The sequence below is a fragment of the Proteus penneri genome (assembly GCF_003144535.1).
Classification (GTDB): domain Bacteria; phylum Pseudomonadota; class Gammaproteobacteria; order Enterobacterales; family Enterobacteriaceae; genus Proteus; species Proteus penneri.
Window position 1 is genome coordinate 264,825 of record NZ_PHFJ01000004.1, and the last position, 21,123, is coordinate 285,947.

At 34.9% G+C, this 21,123-nt stretch carries 14 protein-coding genes; 9 read left to right on the forward strand and 5 right to left on the reverse strand.

The genetic code is table 11. From position 1 onward, the window contains the following. The first annotated feature begins 119 nt into the window (after positions 1-119). Entirely contained in the window at positions 120-1,541 is a 1,422-nt protein-coding gene (clcA, locus tag CUB63_RS07700; protein ID WP_109847805.1) for a H(+)/Cl(-) exchange transporter ClcA, read from the forward strand. A gap of 68 nt (positions 1,542-1,609) precedes the next feature. On the opposite strand, the gene tehB is transcribed toward clcA, so the two are convergent. The 5 genes from tehB to CUB63_RS07725 all read right to left on the reverse strand — a co-directional run bounded on the left by tehB (position 1,610) and on the right by CUB63_RS07725 (position 6,222). Then, positions 1,610-2,464: an SAM-dependent methyltransferase TehB gene (gene tehB / locus CUB63_RS07705; protein ID WP_109847806.1), complete on the reverse strand. Its 855-nt coding sequence runs from the start codon at positions 2,462-2,464 to the stop codon at positions 1,610-1,612. 78 nt (positions 2,465-2,542) lie between these two features. Beyond that, positions 2,543-3,658 carry an NAD-binding protein gene (locus tag CUB63_RS07710; protein WP_229096600.1) on the reverse strand — a complete coding sequence of 372 codons (1,116 nt, stop codon included), beginning with the start codon at positions 3,656-3,658 and terminating at the stop codon, positions 2,543-2,545. Positions 3,659-3,737: 79 nt separating this feature from the next. Next, positions 3,738-4,820, reverse strand: a complete 1,083-nt coding sequence (locus CUB63_RS07715) for a linear amide C-N hydrolase (RefSeq protein ID WP_202608236.1) — start codon at positions 4,818-4,820, stop codon at positions 3,738-3,740. 235 nt (positions 4,821-5,055) lie between these two features. Beyond that, complete coding sequence (locus tag CUB63_RS07720) at positions 5,056-5,634, reverse strand: YceI family protein (protein ID WP_109399744.1); 579 nt, start codon at positions 5,632-5,634, stop codon at positions 5,056-5,058. Positions 5,635-5,667: 33 nt separating this feature from the next. Then, positions 5,668-6,222 (reverse strand): cytochrome b, encoded by a 555-nt coding sequence (locus CUB63_RS07725; RefSeq protein ID WP_072063409.1) that lies wholly within the window; start codon positions 6,220-6,222, stop codon positions 5,668-5,670. Between the two features lie 1,008 nt (positions 6,223-7,230). Between CUB63_RS07725 and CUB63_RS07735 the strand changes: the two genes are divergently transcribed. The 8 genes from CUB63_RS07735 to CUB63_RS07770 all read left to right on the forward strand — a co-directional run bounded on the left by CUB63_RS07735 (position 7,231) and on the right by CUB63_RS07770 (position 21,062). Beyond that, positions 7,231-8,058 carry a MurR/RpiR family transcriptional regulator gene (locus CUB63_RS07735; protein WP_072063411.1) on the forward strand — a complete coding sequence of 276 codons (828 nt, stop codon included), beginning with the start codon at positions 7,231-7,233 and terminating at the stop codon, positions 8,056-8,058. Between the two features lie 228 nt (positions 8,059-8,286). Continuing rightward, positions 8,287-9,036 carry a YadA-like family protein gene (locus CUB63_RS07740; protein ID WP_109847809.1) on the forward strand — a complete coding sequence of 250 codons (750 nt, stop codon included), beginning with the start codon at positions 8,287-8,289 and terminating at the stop codon, positions 9,034-9,036. 228 nt (positions 9,037-9,264) lie between these two features. Next, the gene (locus CUB63_RS07745) at positions 9,265-9,756 is read left to right on the forward strand and encodes an N-acetyltransferase (RefSeq protein WP_072063413.1); all 492 of its coding nucleotides are present in this window, start codon (positions 9,265-9,267) and stop codon (positions 9,754-9,756) included. 325 nt (positions 9,757-10,081) lie between these two features. Continuing rightward, entirely contained in the window at positions 10,082-11,641 is a 1,560-nt protein-coding gene (locus CUB63_RS07750) for a sulfatase-like hydrolase/transferase (RefSeq protein WP_072063414.1), read from the forward strand. Between the two features lie 151 nt (positions 11,642-11,792). After that, positions 11,793-12,677, forward strand: a complete 885-nt coding sequence (locus CUB63_RS07755) for an OmpG porin family protein (RefSeq protein WP_006533824.1) — start codon at positions 11,793-11,795, stop codon at positions 12,675-12,677. A 36-nt stretch (positions 12,678-12,713) separates the two neighbouring features. Beyond that, entirely contained in the window at positions 12,714-14,879 is a 2,166-nt protein-coding gene (locus CUB63_RS07760; protein ID WP_109847810.1) for an autotransporter family protein, read from the forward strand. 11 nt (positions 14,880-14,890) lie between these two features. Beyond that, complete coding sequence (locus CUB63_RS07765) at positions 14,891-17,956, forward strand: chondroitinase family polysaccharide lyase (protein WP_109847811.1); 3,066 nt, start codon at positions 14,891-14,893, stop codon at positions 17,954-17,956. Between the two features lie 55 nt (positions 17,957-18,011). After that, entirely contained in the window at positions 18,012-21,062 is a 3,051-nt protein-coding gene (locus tag CUB63_RS07770; protein ID WP_109847812.1) for a chondroitinase family polysaccharide lyase, read from the forward strand. The last annotated feature ends 61 nt before the right edge of the window (positions 21,063-21,123 follow it).

A 21,123-nucleotide genomic window follows, 5' to 3' on the forward strand; every position in this document is an offset into this window, starting at 1 on the left:
AAATATGCTAGAAAAAAAAACGACTAAATCTAAAATTGATTACGTTATGTGAGAAATATCACTTCAATACAAAATTACGCTATCATTACGTTCATTGTTACAATACATAAATCAAAGTTATGCATAACCGTAAATCTATCCAAAATAGCCAAAATGAACGACGTTTTAATTTATTCAGAAAAGCACAAGAGACCAACCTTGCACCACTGAAAGTCCTGCTACTGTCTGCTATAGTCGGTTCGCTTGCAGGATTAGTAGGTGTTTTATTTGAAAAAAGCGTGAGTTGGGTTATAAATTTTAGACAAGAAGAGCTCGTCAAAACCTTCACCAATCCTTATGTTCTTGCAATGAGTACATTGCTCTTCTCCTCTATTTTAGCAATGCTAGGTTACTATTTAGTCAAGAAATTCTCACCGGAATCAGGGGGATCTGGTATCCCTGAAATTGAAGGGGCAATGATAGATATTCGCCCAGTTCGTTGGTGGCGAGTATTACCAGTAAAATTTATTGCTAGTATTGGAACATTAGGTTCAGGAATGGTATTAGGTCGAGAAGGCCCAACAGTTCAATTAGGCGCCAATATCGGTCAGCTCGTAAACGATATTTCTCGGGTAAATGATAAAGAGTCACGCCATACTTTATTAGCTACAGGAGCCGCCGCGGGATTAACCGCTGCTTTTAATGCGCCTCTGGCTGGTATTTTATTTATTATTGAGGAGATGCGACCTCAATTTAAATACAGTCTTATTTCAATTAAAGCGGTCTTTATTGGCGTTATTATGTCTTGCATTGTTTTTCGCCTATTTAATGGTGAAGGCGGTGTTATTCATATCGGTAAATTTTCATCTGCACCACTAAATACACTCTGGCTATATTTAGTTTTGGGGATGTTATTTGGCATTATTGGCGTTATATTCAGTAAATTACTTTTCTATGTCCAAACACAATTCCAACATTTTTATCAAGATAAAACCTCACGTTTTGTTTTAACCGGCGGTATTATTGGTGGGCTTTGTGGTCTATTGGCACTAATTATTCCTGAAATTACTGGCGGTGGATTTAGCATTATCCCAGCACTCAGTACCGGACAATATTCTCTTATTGCACTGTTACTTTTCTTTATTTTACGAACTATCACATCTATTATCAGTTTTGCCTCTGGTGCTCCTGGCGGTATATTCGCACCTACTCTAGCACTTGGTACTCTATTTGGTAGCGCATTCGGATTAACTGCAACCTTGCTTTTCCCTGATTATCAAATTCAAATTGGTACGTTTGCTATTGCAGGGATGGGCGCGTTATTCGCAGCAACGGTAAGAGCACCTCTAACAGGGATCGTTCTCGTATTAGAAATGACGGATAATTATCAGCTGATCCTGCCTATGATCATTACCTGTTTAGGTGCAACTATGTTGGCGCAACTATTAGGTGGTCGCCCTATCTATACGGTTTTATTAGAGCGGATATTGCAAAAATCTGAGGCAAAAGAGCAAAAAGACCAAACCCTAGATATTAAAAGCAATAAATCACCGCAACAATAAAATTCACTTAAACAGATAAAAAAACACCCCAATTATTTGGGGTATTTAAAAGAGATAATAGTTATTAACTATTTTTTGCGTGCGATTAAAGTAGCAAAATTTAAGGCGATACGATTACCATTGGCATCTGTTTTATGTAAATGACCTGGGTTTTCATTATATTTGATGATTTCCCAGTCTTTATAATAATCCGCTAACTCGCCTTGACGTAAAAAGGTCTTAAAAGGAATTTCTGCAGGATCACTATTTGACGATTCAACAGGACAAACAATTACATTGATACCGTTAGAGTTGGTACATTCCTGCATATTTTTAATAATACTTTCAATACGCTCCCGTTGGCAGAACATCAATACAACGGTTGAAAGGATAATATCGTATTTCTCTGTAAGTGAAGCTTCATTAATATCATATAAGCCACTTTTTACCGCTAATCCTGTTTTGGTTTTAACTGTTTCAATAGCATCAATATGTGAAGCATTAATATCTAACGCTGTTACATCATAACCTTGAGACGCTAAATAAAAGCTGTTTCGACCACGACCAGCACCTAAATCTAACACCTTACAAGGCTGGGTAAACGTTGCCATATAGCGTACTTCAGAATGGGGTAATGATAAGTCGTTTTCTTTAAATAACTTATCTTCTGGAGCACATAAAAAAGAGAGCTGGCAACGTACATCATCACTCGCTTTATCAATTTTATGCCACTGTTGAGGCTGAATTAGAGGTGGTTGGTTTTCTATATCACAATCCACCGAAATTTGTGAACCATCATCATTAAATACAATAAATGTCATATTACCTTGAAGGACTCGCATTTGAGCATAAGTACCTTCCTTTGTATTGTGGCGTTCTAACAACGCTAAAGGAATGGATGTGCGAGTCCACTCTGGCATTGTTTTATAATTTACAAGTTCCATCATTCAACCTCACTTAAGATGCATTTTAAATACATCTTATTGTAATCACGATCTTTCGTAAAGAAGGTTTTATCAAGATTATGATTTTAAATATTTGTTTAACAGCAAATTAGTCACATCTGAGGAAGAAATAGATTCACCACACAAAACTTTCATCATAATTTCTTTACCTAATGATGCTAAAGAAAATAACATATCTGGGCGTAACCGACTGATTTTATCTCTATTTTCATCTTGATTAATAATAGTGATCAATTTGGCATCAACATTAGAACATTCTTGGATAGTCAACAAAATAAAGGTATTTTCTGCATCACTTTCAGATAAAGTCACAACCCAACTTGCTTTCGCGATATTGGCAGATAGCAATGTTTTAAGATTAGTAGGATCACCTTCAATAATATTGGCTTGAGCATCATAGGAGGCTCTATTTTTATCAACACAAATCGCAATAACGGGTTTCCCTTGTTCTCTTAGCCCTTTTTCTAACTGAGAAGCCAATGCTGATGAACCAATAATAATAAAATGATTATGCATTTTAGCGATCCTTTTCTTAACAATATCGCGAGTGCCGCGCGCAAGAAATCCCATGACATACACAATGGAAGTAGTAAAAACAGTTATTCCCAAGATAACAACAGTGAGAGTAAAAATACGTGCATTCGTGCTAATTGGCACAATATCGCCAAATCCTAGTGTCGTCATACAGACGATAGAAAAATAGAATGCATCCATTAATGTTGTAATATGTGGTTTAAATTCATCGCCAATATAAAGACTTCCCAGCATTGAGAATAACAGCAAAGAAAGAGTGCAGATAAAGGCCACAAAGCCTGCGCTAGTTAAACTATGATGTGGAAATGCACGCCAGCTTATTAACAACCCAATCGCTAAAATAAAAGAAAAACAGGATTGAAAGTCCATTTGCTGATAAACAGCGACATCGAGAAAAACAATGGTGGCTAATAAAATCAAAGAGACACACCACGCAATTCTGGCACCAAGATACATAAATATTGAAAGCAAAATTAATGCGCAACCTAACATTACCTTAGGTATATCGAGCAGTTTTAATACACCTAAGGATTTTAGCCATGCTGAAAAACCATGAATCTCCCAATCCAGATAAACACCACGAGACAGCAAAATGGAATAAATGATGAAAATACCATTTAAGATAAGTAATAAAGACATCATTTTTCTTGTCACTTTAGATGTCTCTATCATATTTAATATTACGGATAATTTCATATTAGATATTGTGAATACTCAGCTAGTTATTTAAAGGTATATTATCTAATCCTTGAAATTTAAAAGGCTCTGCAGGTTTAAAATGACTTGTAGCATCAGCTGAATAGATTATCGATTGCTCTTCACCTAATGGTAATGTCATTACTTTCCCACTCTCTTTTGAAAAATCAATTTCTTTTAAATTAACCCAAAAGATATTCGGCGATAATGCGGATTCGAAAAAATATAATTGGTTTTTATGATCAGCCACTGTTCTCCAGCGTGTAGATGATATTTCTGGTGATTCAACTGTACTTAATCCATAAGGTACAGATACATTTCTGATCACACCAAATACGCTAGCGAGCGATTTTTTACTCGATTGAGCTTTAGGAATGGCATTCACATAAAAAGAAGCTCGGGCAAAACGATCTGAAGCACGATTAGTCCCTGGTAACATCACGGTTCCACCAATTTGTTGCCAATAACTATTCAACGCTAGCTGTTCTGAAAAAATAGGAGAGTTCGTCATCACTTGATACTCTTTACTGTGATGAATCACTTGCCTTCCATTTATATATTCAATAATGGCGCTATCTCCCGTTGCATCTGAAAGCGAAAGATGTAGTGTAGCCATTCTATCTTGCCCAGGAACTTTATCCGTCAATACAATAAAAGGCTCACTGTCTAATGCATTCACGGCTTCTTCGACCGAAGCAAAATTATCTAACACATACTGTGCCCATGCAGAAATTGAAATAGCTGGTTTTTCTTTGGTGTATGCTGGATAATTAGACTCAGCCAACCACAATAAATTAGCTACTAAACCTTTTTCATTCATGCCATCTGTTGTAGAAATATCATAACCAGATGCAATTACGCTTCCATATTTAGATGTCCATTTTATCGAATTATCACCAGCTTCTCCCGAACGTTGCATCCCCTGTGGAAATATCCATAAATTTGTTCCTATGTCATATTTCCAGTCCATTGAGCGAGCCGTAATAATTTGATTATTGTCTCCTAAATAAACAAGCCGAGTACATGCATCAGCATCAGTAATACCTACTGTGAAAAGACCAGATATAAATAGAGTACCCAAAAAAGTATGACGTAATTTTTTCATTATGACTCTTTCCCGTTAAATAAATAGATGGTTTCTTTATCGTGACCTATCTTTACACTGACTAAAAATCGATAAAACCTTAAAATAAATATTAGTCCTATTAAAAAATAAAAATTATTACTTAAGTATAAGATCATTCATCATGATTGTGCATAAAAAAACCGATACGTTAAAGTATCGGTTTATAAATCATCTAGATAATAAAAGGGTTTATTACCTTACAAAAAGTATTTAATTACGCTTTTTTTACACCTTCAATAGAGATAATTAACTCTGCTTCTTGTGATTTTGGCCCTAAGTCTGATTTAAAATTAAACTCTTTCAGATTCACTTTACCCGTTGCTTCAAAACCAGCACGGTAACCTTTCCAAGGATCAGTACCTTCACCAATTAATTTTGCATTTAATGAAACAGGTTTCGTTACACCATTTAATGTTAAATCTCCTGTAACGACATAGTTTTCGCCATCACGAGTCACTTGTGTTGAAACGAATCGAGCTTCAGGATATTTACTTGTATTAAAGAAATCAGCACTACGTAAGTGCTTATCGCGTTCTGCGTGATTAGTATCTAAACTTCCTGTTTTAATTACGACATCAACTTTGTCTTTTGATGGATCTTCTTTATCATAGCTAAATGTACCATCGAAATCTTTAAAAGTGCCATATAACCAGCTATAGCCTAAATGTTGGATACGAAACTGTACAAATGCGTGTTGACCTTGTTTATCAATAGCATAATCTGCTGCTAAAGCAGTACTTGCATTAAATAACAACGCACCTGCAGTTAAACCTAATAAAGCTTTCTTAAACATTATTATCTCCATAATCTCGTTTTATAAGTTTAATTATTTAGTCCGCATTCCTAGCATGCGTTTTAACGTGACATCTTTATCAATAAAATGATGTTTTAAAGCACCAGCAGCATGTAATAGCGATAATAAAACCACTGCCCAGGCTAAATAAAGATGAATATCACCAGCTAAATCTGCTTGTTTTGCTTCTCCAGTAAAAATGGCAGGTACAGAAAACCAATCAAATACAGATATAGCTTGTCCATCAGCAGTCGAAATTAAATAACCGCTAATCAGAATAGAAAATAAGATTAAATATAAAAGCATATGTACAATATGAGCACTAATACGTGTCAGTTTACTGTAACTTGATAAAGCTTTTGGAGGTGGAGAAATCCAACGCCATATCACTCGCACTATCAAAACAATAAATAAAAGAATACCAATGCTCTTATGTATTTCAGGTGCAGAATGATACCAACTATCATAATACCCTAATGTCACCATCCAAAGCCCTAAAGCAAACATACCATAGACAGTAAGCGCCATCCCCCAATGTAAAAGGAGTGACAAGTGCCCATAGCGAGACGCATTATTTCGCCATTGCATAATAAAAACCCAATAGTTTCCAATTCATTAAGATAATGTTACATAGTCTAGTATATCTAGAGTAAATTGTTAGCCCATAGTTCAGCAAATAATTTGCTTATCATTATCAATAATAATCAATAAGTAATGAGCTCTTATTAGTCACTCTGCTGATTATCTAATCAGTGCCATAGTTGAATTTTTTCAAAATAAGATAAGTATATTGGTGGGTGTTTATATACATAATAAAAAGAATAAATATAGAGGTAAAAATAAGAAACGAAATAAGATTAATACAACATTTGCCTAACTATAAAAACAATTGTTCCCTTCATTTATCCTAAATTAGAACTTATTAAGAAAAATACAATAATAATTAGAGGAACCGTAAAAAAAACGGATAACCAGCGCATTTCACGTATAACGCCAAAAATAATACCAACAATACAAATAAAAAATATAACTGGCATCATTTCTGAGTAATGATCATGACAATAGTGCATTAATAAATTAATCCACGGGTGATCGTTTTGCATATGAGAATTTCAACCAATAAAAATAAATTTTAATTAAGATAGAGATAAATTACTATCATTAATAAATAAAACAAGCGTTGTATTATAAATATCAATCATCGCGCACAAAGATATTAAAACACTTCATATTTCAAATAAAGAAAACACTGATAAATAAAAATAACAATTTAAGCCAAACTTACAACAAGATAAAACAAACAAGGTGAAATAAAACAAAACGTCACAATGAAAGCAATATCATTATTAATATCACCTTAGTTAAATGAAATAATAATTTCATTTAACTCCAAATAAAGAACATTAATTTCATTAAGTTATTATGAAATCAGTAAACAATAAATAAAATAGAGTTTTAAACATCAAATAATTACCTTTAGGTTATTCATTTATTTGGAATTAACTCTATATTTCATTTTAAATATTATTAGCTAAAAACATTCAAATACCATGCAAAAAACACTACAATTACAATAGTATTTTTATTGAGGGCACTATGTCTACTGCAACAAATCTGAATGAACTACAGGAACAAGTTCGCTCCCGCTATAATGGATTAAGTAAAAGGCTACAGCAGGTTGCACATTATCTACTTGATAATAAAAACAGTGTGGCATTTGATACAATTGCAATCCTTGCAGATAAAGCAAATGTTCCTCCATCGACATTAATTCGTTTTGCCAACGCATTTCATTTCAATGGCTTTAATGAAATGAAACAGTTATTTCAAAATCACTTGATGAATGAAATGGTAAATGAAAATGAAAATTTAACTTATAAACAAAAATATAAAGAGGAGCCCCCTAATCTGAATGAGCCTGCCTATATTTTGCAAGAATTTGCGCAAGCAAATAGCCATTCATTGCAACAATTGGCAAATCAGACTCACAGAGAAATGTTAAATAAAACATTACAATTGCTCGAACACGCTGACACAATTTATATTTGTGGCTTTCATCACTCATTCAGTGCTGCAAGTTATTTTTTTCATGCTCTCTCGCATATCTCTTGTGAGACTGTTTTTGTCAACAGTCTAGGTGGAATGTACAAAGAGCAATTAAGAAACATTACGCATCGTGATGTACTCTTTGGTATTCACTTCCACCCGTATTCAGATGAAATGCAAAAAATGTGTGAAATGGCAACTTACAAAGAAGCAAAACAGATTATTGTTACTGATAGTCCAATTAGCCCATTAGCGAGTTTAAGCGATGTTTGTTTAACTGTTAAAGAAGCTCAAATAAAAACCTTTCGTTCTCAAACGTCAACCATGTGTTTACTACAAGCAATCTCTGTCGCTTTTGCTTTTAGAAAAAAACATTAATAACTTTTTTATCCTAAACTGTATCTTAATTAAGATACAGTTTTTTTATAAAATAAATATTTATTAAGTACTATTAATGAATAACAACTATTAAACACATATTAAATAGCTTAGTATTTTATTTAGAACTATTTTTAAGAATGAATACAGATTTTTTTGTTTGTGATGAAAAAATTAATCATTTAGCATTAATTTATGCCACCTAAGATCATTAAAGGATTAAATTAAATGTTATTTAAAAAATTATTTTTAATTGTTTTTTTATTTCCAAACTTCTCCTATTCAAACACACATTCAATAAAAGAAAATAAAGAATCGCCAATAACTGTTAATATTCCTAGTGTTTCATTTGGTGATCAGAGTAATGCATCTGGTAACGGTTCAATTGCAATAGGAACAAATAGCCAAGCTAAAAGTGCACACTCAGTTGCTATTGGTACTAATTCATTAGCAACAGAAGAAAATACAGTATCATTTGGAAACATTGAAAATCAACACACTTCTCGATTAGTTAATATTAGTGACGGTAAAAATAATACAGATGCCGTTAATCTTATTCAGACTAAAAAAATGGTAGATAAAAATAGAATAGCAACAAATAATACTATCAATCAGCTAAAGAGAACTGTTAGTACAGATATCGGTAATATCAAAACCCATGTTAATGATTTTGATCATTATTACAGGAAAAGACAGGCCGAAATTACTGATTCAGTTGCAAATTTAGACAAAGAAATTATCGCGTTAGAAAAAAAAGTATTTGCGGGTATTGCATCATCAGTTGCAATGACTAGCATTCCTTATCTTGCTCATCATACCCTAAGTGGCGGAATTGGTATTAGTAATTATCGAACAGGTACAGCATTTGCTGGAGGTGTACAATATAAACCCAATAACGATATTGCATTTCGATTAAACTCTTCCATTAATAGCGAAAAAGAAATTATTATTGGAGGTGGATTAGCTTATGGCTGGTAAACAATTTTGATTCTCTATAATCCGATTATAAAAAAATAACCTTATAATTAAAGCAGTAATAATTTAAGTAACATTACTGCTTATTTATAAAAAGAATTTTAATTAGTAATAAATAAATCACCTAAAGAATAATTGATAAGTTTAACTTTAGTATTTTTAATATATTTTTGTAATATATATCATTTTTTATATACTAGGATTATAAGCTAGAGCCAAAAGGAATAAAAAATGAATTATATATTTCAAAAAATGACTGCTAAAGATATAAGTGCAGTAGCACGACTATTACAGGCAAATTCAGAATCTCAACAAGGTGGATTATATGGTGAATACCCTCTAAATAAAGTTGAGACGATGTATCAAAGTAGCACTAACGCCATTGTTGCACTCTACCAAAAAAATATTGTTGCTGTTGTTTTTAGCTTTCCTGTCACCTCTTTTTCGATCCCTCCAATTGCTCAAGCTATTAATCAACAATTTCCAGAAATAACACAAAACAATTGGTTTTATGGCCCTGTTTGTATTGATAAATCGCACCGAGGAAAATCACTATTAAAAAATCTCTACCAACAAATCTGTTCTTTACATGGCGGAAACCCTATCGCATTTGTTAATAGTGAAAATATTCGGTCACTAAAAGCACATCAAAAATTAGGCATGAAGGTCGTTAAAAACTTTGAATTTAAAAGCACATCTTGGTGGATCATCAAAGGACAATGAAAACAAACGAAAGAAAAATACTTACACTTTCTGATATACAATTTTCAGGCTGAAAATGAAGGCTTTTAAGTATTTTTGTTATCATCATCACAAAATAAATAATAAGCATATAAATCAACATGATATACAAAACAATGAAAAGTTAATCTATTCTTAACAATATTACAACTCCTATTTTAGCTGTCAATTTGCTTACAATTTGACATCATTCTGTGATCTCCCTTTCAATTCTTGATCTTTCGTTAACTTACTTTTTGATATTATGCAAAAGTATAAATAAGATAAATACACCAATTCGAAAGTAAACGTAAAATAGGAGGAAGCAATGACTGTTTCCCGCAGAACTTTTATCAAAGGACTCGCAGCCAGCGGTGCAGCAATGACTGTTTCTACCCCTGTTATTGCTAATTCAGAGAGTTCAACTTCTAACCCGCGCTCGCGCCCAGAGAATGCCCCTAACCTATTAATTGTTTTCCCAGATGAAATGCGTGCTCATGCATTACAGTTTATGGGGGAAGATCCTTCAATCACACCTAATTTGAATAAATTTGCGAAACAATCCAAAGTAATGACGCAGATGGCTTCAAACTACCCTCTTTGTTCTCCATTTCGTGGCATGTTTATGACTGGTCAATACCCTGTTCGTAATGGTATTACAGGAAATGCACATGACTATGGTGGCAAAGTGGGTATCGATTTATCGCCTTATGCAAAATGTTGGTCGGATGTTTTAAAATCTCTCGATTACAGCACTGGCTATATTGGTAAATGGCACCTTGATGCACCTTACGAACCATTTATTGAAAGTTACAACAATCCAATGGAAGGTCGTTATTGGAATGAATGGGCTGCACCGGATAGACGCCATGGTTTTGATTTCTGGTATTCTTACGGCACTTATGATTTACATTTGAAACCAATGTATTGGGCAAACGATACCCCTCGTGATAAACCAATTTACATTGATCAATGGGGACCTGAACATGAAGCGGATATGGCAATCAAGTTCCTCAAAAATGAAAACAATCAATTTAGAGATAATTCAAAACCATTTGCATTAGTGGTTTCAATGAACCCTCCTCATTCACCTTATGATCAAGTACCGAAAAAATACCTCGATGCATATCAAGGTAAAACGTCAAAAGAGCTAAATACACGCCCTAATGTACAGTGGGATACTGAATATCAAGAAGGCTATGGACCTCAATATTTCAAAGAATATATGGCTATGGTCAACGGTGTTGATGAGCAATTTGGTCGTATCGTCGATGAATTAGAAAAACAAGGCCTTGCAGATAATACTCTTGTTGTTTTCTTCTCTGATCATGGTAGTTGCTTGGGGGCAAATGGGCAAGCCACCAAAAATAATCCTTATGAAGAATCCATGCGTGTTCCGATGATGTTCCGTTTACCGGGTAAAATTAAACCAGGCACTGATGATGCATTAATGTCAGCACCTGATATTTATCCAACTATCTTAGGGCTACTTGGTTTATCTGAATGGATCCCTGATTCAGTAGAAGGTACTGATCTTGCAGATAGAGTAGTTACTGGCAAAGGCGACACAGCAAACTCTCAGCTTTATCTTTTTATTCCTTATGGCGAACCTTCATTCGGTAAACGAGGAGTAAGAACAAAAACTCATACTTTGGTTATAGATAGACAAGATGGACAACCATTAAAATATACTTTATATGACAATGTGAACGATCCATATCAAATGAAAAATATTGCCAAAGAGAATATGCCTTTAATTGAAAAATTAATTAAAGAAGAACTAACCCCTTGGTTGGAAAAAACAGGAGATTCTTGGCGTGCCACTGAATTCATTACGGCAACAACCAATAAATTAAATAAAACAATATCTACATGTAAAGAAAAATAATAAAAATATCTGCGCCATAATTTTATGGCGCTATATATAAACCCAATTCGCTGATATAAAAAATCCTTTTAATAAAATTAAATAAAAGGAAAGATGTCCTACACCTAAAAATTGACACAAATAAAAGCGAATAAAGAATTGGATATATACCATGAACAAACTTCGTATTGCTCTTTTTTTACCTCTTCTTGGCTTAGGTTTAACTTCTTTTCATTCTCAGGCAGCTAATGTCAACGCCATGTTTTCTTGGGAAACGGCCGATTACGACACACCAAATAACTATTCTGGTTATCGTGTAGATTTTAATATTAATCCAGATAAGTCTAACTGGTATTTCGATGTTGGTTTTCGTCAACGTGAGCATGACAATAAGAACCGTTATCAGCGTTATGATTTACAGGGTAGTTATCGTTTTAAATTAAATAATGGTTGGATCCAACCGGGTTTAAAAATACGTCAAGATCTCACGAATTATGATAATGGTAGCCGATTAACTATTGATTTTTATGAATCAAAAACTAATTACCAATTTCCAATTAATAAAGATTGGGTTTTAACTGGTAGCGTTTTATTTGGCTTACAAAAGAAAGAAGACAAACGTAGTAATGGCGTCACAAATACGGATTACTTAGGCTGGGAAATTGAACCTGGTCTACGTTATTTTGTCACCCCTAATATTAATACTACTGTTGCTTATTTTGATGGCGGTAAGCAAGCAATACGACATGAAGAATACGACACAAAAGAAACAAACCATAATCAACAATTACGTATGTATGTGAACTGGACAACACCAATAGGATTAATTGTTTCCCCATCAATGCGTAAATCTATTTTTGGAAAAATAGAAGATAGAACAAATAAAGGCGTTTATATCGAAAAAGATATGACACGTTATACCCTACAAATGGCTTATCAAATATCACCTCAATGGCGGATCATGACGGAATATTATAATGAACGAGTTGAAAACAAAAATGATAGTAGTAAATCAACTCAGGATTATTTCAAAGTTTCATTCCGAGCAACATTCTAATAATTAAAATCATATAATTGTTCATGGAGTTATATTGTGAAAAATAAAAAATTGTTATTTTTGAGCACTGCTATTTTATCAGCTATTTATGGTTCAGCATGGGCGACAGAATGTGATCCCACTTTAAATATCTGTGAAACGGTTAATGTTAATGACGGTAATACAGTTCAAATAAATAAAGATGTCACTGTTTCTCAAGGTGATGGCGTTGTCTTTAATGGCTCATCAACAGAATATAAAGCTCAAGCAATTACAAAAAACATTACTGTGACTGGTGATGGCGCAAGTGCCATCAAGATAAATCAAGGAGCTTCTTTTAGCAGTAACATCAACTTAAATGGTGCTAATGTGACCAGTGAAAATGGTACAGCCATATTGGTTGAAGGTGATTTTCCTAAACGAGGTACTGGCGTTTATGTAAGAGACGGTGCCATTATTCGAGGAAAAACTGCAGCTATTGATTTTAGTACACTGAAAACAGGTTTTAGAAGTGATGTAAATGGTGAGATCCACGGTGATATTTTAGGAAATGGGCATGCTGATACTAAAATAAATTTTGCTTATCAAGGTGGTTCTCAAAATGCGCTATTTGACGGATATAAAATTACCGGTGTTCCGTTAATTGAAAACCACGGCAACTTGACTATCCAAGGAAAAGACAGAACGATTAACTGGGAAGGTAATTTCCTGAATAAGGAAAATAGCCAGTTAATTTTCCGTATTGATGATAATACCAATACTAATGAAACTATTCTTCATGTTGACGGTGATGTCACTTTTAAAAAAGGCAGCCAAGCCAAATTGGATTTTAAAGGCACCAGTGTCGATAACATTATAAATAAAGATATTGTTTTGATTTCTTCCAATTCAGCGATTAAAGATGAAGCTGGAATTACGGTTACTGACGCCAATGCCATTGCACCCGATGTATCTCCTTTATTAGAAAAAACAGATTCATGGTTAGAAACTACACCGCCTAATATTAGTGGTGGTGTTAGTGGTAATCAATTAGTTGCACGTTATGGAATTAGCTATGAAGGTGGCAATAATTTTATTAGTGCGGCTGAACGAGGCGGTGTCAATGAAAATGGATTAGCAGCAGCTAATTTTGTTATTCCAACGGTTTTAAATGAGTTTAATAATACACGTAGCCAAATTTCAGATGAGGCTTTGAGTTTATTAGTCGCGGCTGGAAATGACGATAATAATATTGCTGCATTATCGAATGATTTAGCTCCTATCGCTGATGGTAGTGATATTCAAGCGGGATTAATCATGGTTGAAGATATGCGCAATAATATTGCACATCGTTATTTACGCTATGATAACCAATTACCTATTGAAGAAAAAGAAGCTGGCTGGAATAGTTGGGCTAATATGTTGTACGGTTACGGCACACAAAGTAATCAAGGTGGCATTAACGGTTACAACACTTATCGTACTGGTATTCAAATCGGCGCTGATTATGAAATTAATCAAGATGCTCTTATCGGTGTTTCTTTTGCTTATAACTATGCAAAGGCTGATGCAAAACAACGTAACGCAAGCAAAGAAATTAGCCATTTTGAATTTATGCCTTACACCGGTTGGTATAGTGACACATTATTCCTAAACGGTAATTTAAATATTGGTTATTACACTGTCGATAGTGAGCGAGATATCGGTGGCAATACTGGATGGGAAGGAAATACCAAAGCAAAAGGTGATTATTCTGGTGTGCAATTGGGTTATCAGATTAATGCTGGAACCTATTTTGATTTTGATTTCATCCATATTAAACCGATGCTGACTTACCAGTATCAATGGCTCAATATTGATTCTTGGGAAGAAACAGGTTCGGCGTTATCAATGCGTACTTATGGCCAACGCTATGCTGTCAATCAACTCGGTGGTTCAGTAGCATTTTGGAATACCTATCAAACCTCTTATGGCAAATTAACCCCTTCTCTTAATCTGCGTTATATCAAAGATATAGCAGGTGATAATCATATCGATCAACGTCATAGCCTCACCTATTTTAATACTGGAGGAAGTACCTTTGATATTAAAGGCAATCGTGTTGGTGGTGACATCATGAGTGCTGAATTAGGTGCCAATCTCGATATTACCCAGTCGTTGAATTTAGGTACAACAATGGGCTATCAGCGTTATGACAAATTTAATGAAGGACGCATTGGTTTCACTGTTAGCCAGCGTTTCTAAGGAGAAAAATAATGCCGATATTTCGCTTTACTGCACTTGCTATAACATTGGGGCTATTATCAGCTCCTTATAACGCGATGGCAGCCACCAGTAATCCTGCATTTGCTCCTAAAAATCTGATGCAGTCAGAAATCTATCATTTTGCCCAAAATAACCCGTTAGCTGATTTCACAACAGATAAAAACTCAACACTGACGTTATCTGATAAGCGTAGCATTATGGGAAGCCAATCCCTTTTGTGGAAATGGAAAGGTGGAAGTAGCTTTACTTTACATAAAAAGCTTATTGTACCAACAGATAAAGAAGCGTCTAAAGCATGGGGACGCGCATCTACACCTGTTTTATCATTTTGGCTTTATAACGAAAAACCCATTGATGGCTATCTCACTATCGACCTAGGAGAAAAACTTAATTCAATCAGTGAAGCTCAGGCTGGATTTAAAGTAAAACTAAATTTCACGGGCTGGCGTGCTGTGGGTGTCTCTTTAAATAACGATCTTGAAAATCGAGAGATGACTTTAAATGCAATCAATACCTCCTCTGATGGCTCTCAAGATAGTATTGGTCGATCTTTAGGGGCTAATGTTGATAGCCTACGATTTAAAGCCCCTTCTAATGTGGGACAAGGTGAAATCTATATCGATCGGATCATGTTTTCTATCGATGATGCTCGCTACCAATGGTCTGATTATCAAGTAAAAACTCGCTTATCAGAACCAGAAATTCAGTTTCATAACGTACAACCTCAGTTGCCAGCAACGCCCGAAAACTTAGCTGCGGTTGATCTTATTCGCCAGCGTCTGATTAACGAATTTGTTGGCGGTGAAAAAGAGACAAATCTCGCGCTAGAAGAAAATATTAGTAAATTAAAAAGTGATTTTGATGCACTCAATATTCACGCCCTAGCAGATGGTGGAACACAAGGGCGGCATCTGATCACGGATAAACAAACTATTATTTATCAGCCAGAAAACCTTAATTCTCAAGATAAGCCACTTTTTGATAATTATGTCATTCTTGGTAACTACACAACATTAATGTTTAATATCAGCCGTGCTTATGTTCTTGAAAAAGATCCGACACAAAAAGCCCAATTAAAACAAATGTACTTATTAATGACAAAGCACTTATTAGACCAAGGCTTTGTTAAGGGGAGTGCATTAGTCACAACCCATCATTGGGGATACAGTTCTCGTTGGTGGTATATTTCTACACTATTAATGTCTGATGCCTTAAAAGAAGCAAATCTACAAACTCAAGTTTATGATTCATTATTGTGGTATTCACGAGAGTTTAAAAGTAGTTTTGATATGAAAGTAGGAGCAAACAGCTCAGATTTAGACTATTTCAACACCTTATCTCGTCAGCACTTAGCCTTATTACTGCTAGAACCTGATGATCAAAAACGTATCAACTTAGTTAATACCTTCAGTCATTACATTACTGGCGCATTAACTCAAGTACCGCCGGGTAGTAAAGATGGTTTACGCCCTGATGGTACGGCGTGGCGACATGAAGGCAACTATCCGGGCTACTCTTTCCCTGCATTTAAAAATGCCTCTCAGCTTATTTATTTATTACGTAGTACTCCATTTGCCGTTGGTGAAAGCGGTTGGGATAACTTGAAAAAAGCGATGGTATCGGCGTGGATTTACAGTAATTCAGAAGTTGGATTACCTCTTGCTGGAAGGCATCCTTTTAACTCACCTTCGTTAAAATCAGTCGCTCAAGGTTACTACTGGCTTGCCATGTCTGCAAAACCGTCTCCAGATAAAACACTCGCGTCTATTTATCTTGCAATAAGTGATAAAACACAAAATGAATCGAGTGCTATTTTTGGAGAAACTATTGCGCCAGCGGCTTTACCTCAAGGCTTCTATGCCTTTAATGGTGGTGCTTTTGGTATTCATCGTTGGCAAGATAAAATGGTGACACTGAAAGCTTATAACACCAATGTTTGGTCATCTGAAATTTATAACAAAGATAACCGTTATGGTCGTTATCAAAGTCATGGTGTCGCTCAAATAGTGAGTAATGGTTCGCAGCTTTCACAGGGCTATCAGCAAGAAGGTTGGGATTGGAATCGAATGCCAGGAGCGACGACGATCCACCTTCCTCTTAAAGAATTAGACAGCCCTAAACCTCATACGTTAATGCAACGTGGAGAGCGTGGATTTAGCGGAACATCCGCCCTTGACGGTAAATATGGGATGATGGCATTCGATCTTATTTATCCCGCCAATCTTGAGCGTTTTGATCCTAACTTCACTGCCAAAAAAAGTGTATTAGCCGCTGATAATCACTTAATTTTTATTGGTAGTAATATAAATAGTAGTGATAAAAATAAAAATGTGGAGACCACCTTATTCCAACATGCCATTACTCCAACATTAAATACCATTTGGATTAATGGACAAAAAATCGAAGCCATTCCTTACCAAACAACACTTAAACAAGGTGATTGGTTAATTGATAGCAACGGTAATGGTTATTTAATTACTCAAGCTGAAAAAGTGAATGTCAGTCGTCAACACCAGACTTCGGCTGAAAATAAAAATCGCCAACCAACAGAAGGAAACTTCAGTTCAGCGTGGATTGATCACAGCGTTCAACCTAAAGATTCCAATTATGAGTATATGGTCTTTTTAGATGCGACTCCTGAAAAAATGGGAGAGATGGCAAAGAAATTTCGTGAAAATAATGGGTTATATCAAGTTGTTCGTAAAGATAAAGATGTTCATATTATTTACGATAAACTCAGCAATGTGACGGGATATGCCTTTTATCAGCCTGCTTCAATTGAAGATAAGTGGATCAAAAAAGTTGATAAACCCGCGATTGTGATGACTCATCGACAAAAAGACACTCTTATTGTCAGTGCTGTGACACCTGATTTAAATATGACACGCCAAAAAGCAGCAACGGCTGTTACTATCAATGTCGTCGTCAACGGAAAATGGCAGCCTACTGATAAAAATAGTGAAGTGAAATATAACCTTTCAGGTGATAACACTGAACTGACTTTTACCAGCTACTTTGGTATTCCACAAGAAATCAAACTCTCACCACTCCCATGATTTAATTAAAAGGAACGCCCTTGCGTTCCTTTTTTTATTTGCAGGAAATCTGATTATGCTAATAAAAAACTCTTTAGCCCACGCGGTTACATTAAGCCTCTGTTTATCATTACCCGCACAAGCATTCTCCTCTCTATCTCATGAAACTTTCGGCGATATTTATCTTTTTGAAAATGAACTGCCTAATACCCTTATTACTTCAAATAATAATCAATTATCACTGAGTAAACAGCGCGCTAAAGATGGTGAACAATCACTAAAATGGCAATATCAACCACAAGCAACATTAACGCTAAATAATATTGTTAATTACCAAGATGATAAAAATACAGCAACTCCACTCACTTTTATGATGTGGATTTATAATGAAAAACCTCAATCTTCCCCATTAACGTTCGCATTTAAACAAAATAATAAAATTGCACTAAGTTTTAATGCTGAACTTAATTTTACGGGATGGCGAGGTATTGCTGTTCCTTTTCGTGATATGCAAGGCTCTGCAACAGGTCAATTTGAACAATTAGTGATAACTGCCCTAGATCAGGCAGAAACTCTCTTTTTTGATCAAATTATGATGAGTGTACCTTTAGACAATCGATGGGCCGTTCCTGATTATCAAACTCCTTACGTCAATAACGCAGTAAACACGATGGTCAGTAAAAACTGGAGTGCTTTACTGATGTATGATCAGATGTTTAAAGCTCATTATCCAACTCTAAATTTCAATACTGAGTTTCATGATGCTCAAACTGAAATGGCATCAATTTATCAGCGTTTTGAATATTATCAGGGAATTAATGCTGATAAAAAAATCACCTCAGACATGCTTAATAAAAATTTAGCACTCTGGGAAAAATTAGGATTAACGCAACACGCTGATGGTTCAATAACAGGAAAAGCACTCGATCATCCTAACCGACAAAACTTTATGAAGGTTGAAGGCGTATTTAGTGAAGAGACGAAAAAAACATTACTTGATACCAATATGTTAAGAGATGTGGGCAAAACGCTTCTTCAAACTGCCATTTACTTGCGTAGTAATTCCTTATCAGCAACTGATAGAAAAAAATTAGAAGAACGCTATTTATTAGGAACTCGTTACGTCCTTGAACAAGGTTTTACACGAGGTAGTGGTTATCAAATTATTACTCATGTTGGATATCAAACTAGAGAGCTTTTTGATGCATGGTTTATTGGTCGTCACATTCTGGCAAAAAATAACCTTTTAGCACCGACTCAACAAGCGATGATGTGGTACAACGCCACAGGACGAATTTTTGAAAAAGACGATGAAATCATTGATGCAAACGTTGATATTCTTAACACACAACTACAGTGGATGATAAAAAGCCTACTGATGTTGCCAGATTATCAACAACGTCAACAAGCCTTAGTACAACTGCAAAACTGGCTAAATAAAACCATACTAAGTTCAAAAGGTATTGCAGGTGGTTTTAAACCTGATGGTTCTATTTTTCATCATTCACAGCATTACCCTGCTTACGCTAAAGATGCATTTGGTGGTTTAGCACCGAGTGTTTATGCATTGAGCGATTCGCCTTTTCGCTTATCGACTTCAGCACATGAGCGTTTAAAAGATGTGTTATTAAAAATGCGAATCTACACCAAAGAGACACAAATCCCTGTGGTATTAAGTGGCCGTCATCCCACAGGATTACATAAAATAGGAATTGCTCCATTTAAATGGATGGCATTAGCAGGAACACCTGATGGCAAACAAAAATTAGATACCACATTGGCTGCTGCCTATGCAAAATTAGATAACAAAGACAATTTTGACGGTATTAAAGCTGAAAATGAACCCACTGGTGCATGGGCGATGAACTATGCTTCAATGGCAATACAGCGTAGGGCTTCTATTCAAGTACCACAGCAAAGCTGGCTTGCAATTGCTCGTGGTTTTAGTCGTTATCTTGTTGGCAATGAAAGTTATGAAAATAACAATCGTTATGGTCGTTATTTACAATATGGACAATTAGAAATTATTCCAGCTGATTTAACTCAATCGGGATTTAGCCATGCAGGATGGGATTGGAATAGATATCCAGGAACAACCACAATCCATCTTCCCTATCACGAACTTGAAGCAAAACTTAATCAATTACCAGCCGTCGGTATTGAAGAAATGTTGCTTTCAACAGAAAGCTATTCTGGTGCCAATACACTTAATAATAACAGTATGTTTGCCATGAAATTACATGGGCATAGTAAATATCAACAACAAAGCTTAAGAGCTAATAAATCCTATTTCTTATTTGATAATAGAGTTATCGCCTTAGGCTCTGGTATTGAAAATAACGATAAACAACATACGACAGAAACAACATTATTCCAGTTTGCCGTCCCTAAATTACAATCAGTGAGCATTAATGGTAAAGAGGTTAATCAATTAGGTACTCGATTAACTTTAAATAATGCAGATACCTTAATTGATCCTGCTGGTAATTTATATAAGCTCGCTAAAGATCAAACCGTAGAATTTAGTTATCAAAAACAACATTCACTTGATGATAGAAATTCAAAACCTACAGAACAATTATTTGCAACAGCTGTTATTTCTCATGGTAACGCACCTAGTGATGCAACTTATGAGTATGCGATAGCGATTGAATCTCAAGATAATAAAGCCCCCGAATACACAGTATTACAACATAATAATCAACTTCATGCGGTAAAAGATAAATTAACTCAAGAGGAGGGATATGCTTTCTTTGAATCTTCTCAAGTAAGTTCACCTGAGGCAACAATATTATCCAGTAATGCACCTGTTATGATTATGGCTAAAACACAAAACCAGCAATTAACATTAAGTATTGTTAACCCTGATTTAAATTTATATCAGGGCATTGAAACAGATCAAGTTGATCATAAAGGTAATCAAATTGAAGTTAGTGTTTATTCTCGTAAATGGCTCACAGCAGAATCGCAACCAGTAAATAGTACAATTACTGTAAAAGGAAGATGGAAATTAATGACACCTCAATCTGGTATTATGATTAAGCATCAGGATAATAATACACTTATCACTACGACGACAATACAAGCAACACCGATTGTTATTAATTTAGTTAAGTCAACTTCTTAAATTTTAAAACAAAGAGTCTCGATATAAAATATCGAGGCTCTATTGTTATTAAAAGTAATTA

Bases quoted from the DNA above. Each gene is read 5' to 3' on its own strand.
- clcA (WP_109847805.1), top strand. From the start codon at position 120: ATGCATAACCGTAAATCTATCCAAAATAGCCAAAATGAACGACGTTTT.
- tehB (WP_109847806.1), bottom strand. From the start codon at position 2,464: ATGGAACTTGTAAATTATAAAACAATGCCAGAGTGGACTCGCACATCC.
- CUB63_RS07710 (WP_229096600.1), bottom strand. From the start codon at position 3,658: ATGTCTTTATTACTTATCTTAAATGGTATTTTCATCATTTATTCCATT.
- CUB63_RS07715 (WP_202608236.1), bottom strand. From the start codon at position 4,820: ATGAAAAAATTACGTCATACTTTTTTGGGTACTCTATTTATATCTGGT.
- CUB63_RS07720 (WP_109399744.1), bottom strand. From the start codon at position 5,634: ATGTTTAAGAAAGCTTTATTAGGTTTAACTGCAGGTGCGTTGTTATTT.
- CUB63_RS07725 (WP_072063409.1), bottom strand. From the start codon at position 6,222: ATGCAATGGCGAAATAATGCGTCTCGCTATGGGCACTTGTCACTCCTT.
- CUB63_RS07735 (WP_072063411.1), top strand. From the start codon at position 7,231: ATGTCTACTGCAACAAATCTGAATGAACTACAGGAACAAGTTCGCTCC.
- CUB63_RS07740 (WP_109847809.1), top strand. From the start codon at position 8,287: ATGTTATTTAAAAAATTATTTTTAATTGTTTTTTTATTTCCAAACTTC.
- CUB63_RS07745 (WP_072063413.1), top strand. From the start codon at position 9,265: ATGAATTATATATTTCAAAAAATGACTGCTAAAGATATAAGTGCAGTA.
- CUB63_RS07750 (WP_072063414.1), top strand. From the start codon at position 10,082: ATGACTGTTTCCCGCAGAACTTTTATCAAAGGACTCGCAGCCAGCGGT.
- CUB63_RS07755 (WP_006533824.1), top strand. From the start codon at position 11,793: ATGAACAAACTTCGTATTGCTCTTTTTTTACCTCTTCTTGGCTTAGGT.
- CUB63_RS07765 (WP_109847811.1), top strand. From the start codon at position 14,891: ATGCCGATATTTCGCTTTACTGCACTTGCTATAACATTGGGGCTATTA.
- CUB63_RS07770 (WP_109847812.1), top strand. From the start codon at position 18,012: ATGCTAATAAAAAACTCTTTAGCCCACGCGGTTACATTAAGCCTCTGT.